This window comes from Candidatus Polarisedimenticolia bacterium, assembly GCA_035764505.1.
In the GTDB taxonomy this organism is placed as follows: Bacteria; Acidobacteriota; Polarisedimenticolia; order Gp22-AA2; family AA152; genus AA152.
This window is the reverse complement of the sequence record DASTZC010000179.1, coordinates 1-3,650: the sequence shown is the minus strand read 5'-3', so window position 1 is coordinate 3,650 and position 3,650 is coordinate 1. Positions and strand designations below refer to the sequence as shown.

General features: G+C 70.1%; 2 protein-coding genes. Both read right to left on the bottom strand.

Translation table 11 applies throughout. The features are described from left to right. A partial coding sequence (locus VFW45_11970) for a BTAD domain-containing putative transcriptional regulator (GenBank protein HEU5181501.1) occupies nt 1-3,278 on the bottom strand: 3,278 nt, incomplete at its 3' end. Beyond that, nucleotides 3,275-3,650 (bottom strand): hypothetical protein (locus VFW45_11965; GenBank protein HEU5181500.1); only part of this gene is annotated, 376 nt, incomplete at its 5' end. The genes VFW45_11970 and VFW45_11965, both read right to left, overlap by 4 nt.

The window sequence follows — 3,650 nt, the reverse complement described above, 5'->3', positions numbered from 1 at the left end:
GTCGACAGGGATCGCGACGGGCGGCCGCCAGCCCCGGCGGCCGGCGGCTTGCCGGGAGCGTGGGAAGCCGCACGCGCCGCCTGGTAGGCGCGCACGGTCCCCGGAGCCGGCGCACTGCCCAGCTCGTCGGCGAGCGCGCGCGACAGCCGCTCGAACTCCTTGTCCACGGCGCCGCGATCCCCGGCCAGACCCAGGGTTCCCATCAGATCGATGGACGCCTCCTCGCTGAGAGGATCCTGCTCCAGCCGCCGGCCCTGGCAGGCGAGCGCGGCGGAGAGATCGCCCGCGTCGCGATACAGCCGGGCCGCCTCGGCGAGGGCGGCAAGGTAGAGGCCCTCGAAATGCGCCCGCGGAGCTTCGGTCCATGCCCCGTACTCCTCCTCGAGGAAAGGGCCGCGATACAGCGCCAGCGCCGCCTCGTAGTCGACAAGCGCCCCTTCCGATTTGCCTTCCCGCAGCCGCGCGCGCGCCGAGCGGATGCCCGACTCGAAGCGCTCGGCGTCGATGTCGTAGCGATGCGCCGGATTCAGGAAATAAGCACCGCGCTCGAACAGAATGAAGTTCTTGGGAACATTGTGACCGTGGTTCAAAGCGGCGCGCAGGAACGAGATGGTCGGATGGAAGTTCTTTTCGATCACCGAGAGGCGCGCATCGCCCCAAAGCGCGTCGACGATCTTCTCCTTGGTGGCGCGGCGATCGCGCGCGCCCGCGAGATAGCAGAAGATCTCCAGCGCCCGGCGCAGCTTCCAGGCCCGGGCCGGGATCTTGTTGGCGGCATCGCGGTAGACCTCGATCGGACCCAGCAGCCGCACCGTCAGGTCGTTTTCCGCGACGGCCATGCCGGCCGGCGGCGCGGGCGCTCCCTTGCGACGGGTCGCGGGAACCCCTTCGGCGGAGGAAAGACCGGCCAGCCATTCTCCAAAGCCTGCATCGAGCGCCGCCACCCGCCCTACGGCCGCCCCGTATCCGTAGCGGTCGGAGAGTCGCAGCGCGCGCAGCGCCGCCGTTCTCGCCCGCGCCGCGCGGCCGGCGCGGTGCGCGGCGAGCGAAAGATGGATCTCGGCGACGCACTCCTGGTAAGCGCGTCCCAGCGCGCGGAAGATACGCGCCGATTCGACCAGCGTCTCGCAGGCCTTCGGGTTCTTCCCGGAGCGGACGAGAATCTCTCCCTGCGCCAGCAGCGCCGACGCCAGCCCTTCCCGATCGTCCGCCTTGCGGTGCGACAGGACCAGCGCGGAAGATAGCGCTTCCGCCTCCTGAAAGGCGCCGGCGCGCGCCGCCAGGATCGCCTCTTCCTCCGCGAGGGATTCGAGCACGTCCTGCAGTCCCAGCTCGGTGAACCGGGCGCGCGCTTCGGCATACTTCTCACGAGCCCCTTCCAGATCTCCCGTTTCGCGCCGCAGGGTCCCCTCCGCTTCCGACACGTCGGCCGACAGCGAGGCGAGCCTCAGGCGGTGGGCGATCTCGCGGGCATCGGCGAGGAGCCTGCCGGCGGTCTCGTACTCGCCCCGCAGCGCCTCGATGCGCGCCAGGTTGAGATACGCCGCCCCTTCCTCGGGGCCCAGGCTCCCGCCCGCGCCGGTCAGGATGCGGAAGCACTCCGAGGCGCGCGCGAAATCCCCCGACACGGCGTGCGGCAGGCCGAGGTTGTGGGCGATCATCCGGATGAGCCGCTCGTCTTCCGCCTGCCGCGCCTTCTGCAGCGCTTCGCGCCACCCGGCGACCGCCTCGGCGTGCTGCTCCTCGCGGTACTGGAGAATGGAAAGGGTGTTCAGGATGCGCGCCTGCAGGGCGGGACGCGATTCGCCGCACTCGGCGAGCGCCTGCTTCGCCTGCTCCGCCGCCCGCTGCCGCTGCCCGAGCTTCAGGAGCGCGTAGGCCAGCCCCTGCCGGGCGGAGGCCCGCAACGGTCCCGCGAGGCGGATCGCCTTCTCCGGGCCGGCAAGCGCCCTCTCGAAATGTCCCGCCGCGGCCGCGTAGTCTCCGGTGAGCCGCAACGCCTCGCCGAGCAGCGCCTCCGCCACCGCCGAGCGCACGCCGCGGCTCTCCAGGGCGCGCGCCGCCTCCTTGACCGCGTCGAGCTGCCCCGAGCGCACCAGCGCCTCGCCGTGCCGGCGCAGCACTTCCGCGATCCGCCGCGTCTCGTCCGCCTCGCGGAAATGCGCCAGCGACTGGGCCCACTCGCCGCGCCGGATGAAGGCTTCGCCGTAGCGCACGTGCAGCTCTTTCAGCCCCTCCGCGCCCTTCTCCGAGCGCAGCTTGCGCCGCAGGAAGTCACGAAACAGAGGATCGTAGGCATACAGCTCGGTGCCGCTCTCCAGCGGCGAGAGGAAGAGCTTCCGGTTGACGAGCGAGGCGAGGACCTCGCGCACCGGCAGCGCCGGAAGGATCTCGACGAGGAGCTCGGGATCGAGGACCGAAGGAAGGGAGCTGGCCAGGAGGAGCTCGCGGGCGTCGGGGGATTCCGCCGAGAAGACCTCCTCGCTGAAGTAATCGAAGATCTCCGTCTCGGTGCGGACGAACAGCTCGTCCGGGAGATCGACTCTGGGCTGCCTCAGCCGCGCCGTCTGGCGCAGGAGCTGCAGCGCGGTCGGCCATCCCCGCGTGCGCTCGTGCACCTTGTCCACCATCGCCGCCGGCAGCGGCAGCTGAAAAGTCCCCGTCAGCAGCTCGCGGGTCTCCTCGCGGGTGAACAGGAGCTCGTCCCCCGGGACGAGATCGATCGCTCCTTCCGCCGCCAGGGTCTTCAGCCCTACCTCGGGCAAGGATCTCCCCAGGAGGATCAGATGGAGCGTTCCGGGAAGATAAGCCAGCAGCCGCCGCAGCATGCGTGCGCCAGCCGCGGCACTCTCGAGGTGGTGGACGTCGTCCAGGACAATAAGGAACTTCTCGCCCAGCGACTCCTCGGCATCGCTGATGAAGAGATCGCAAAGGCTCTCGACCTCCTCCGGACGCGCGCGCCGGTCCTGCCATACCTGCTCGGTGCGCGCCGCGAACTCGGGGGCGTGCTCGCGCAGGCCGCGGATCAGGTAGCGGAAGACCAGCCAGACGTCGCGGTCGGAAGCGTCGAGCGACAACCAGATCGACTCCCCTTCCCACTCCCGCAGGAAGCGAGCGGCCAGGGAGGTCTTGCCGTAGCCGGGTCCCGCCAGGATGACGGTGGCGCGCCGCTCCAGGGAAGAACGCAGGCGATCCTCCAGGCGCGGTCGGATCAGGTGAAATTTGCCGGGATCGGGAGGAAGGAGCTTGGCGCCGAGCAGCGGGACGAAGGCGCTCATCGCGGCGCGCCGGCGGGAGAGACGAGGGACCAGTCCTCCAGTCCGGCATAGGCGCTTCGCGGGCTGGGGCGCAGCCCGGCAAGGTTTCGTGGGACGGCGTGCAGCCGGTCGCGCTCGAACAGGAAGGTGTAGGGCTGATCGCGCGCGATGATCGCCTGCGCGCGCGACCAGAGCTTCACGGCGGCGGCCCGATCCGTTTCCATGCGGGCCTTGTCGATCACCTCGTCCAGCTCCTTGTCGGAGTAGCGGCCGTAGTTGTAGGCGCCCTCGATGGCCGAGGAGTGGAAGGCCGACTTCAGATCGACCTTCGTCGACTCCCTCCAGGAGGAGACGAAGGCGTCGTAATCGTGCTTCTCGTGGCGCTGGATGAAA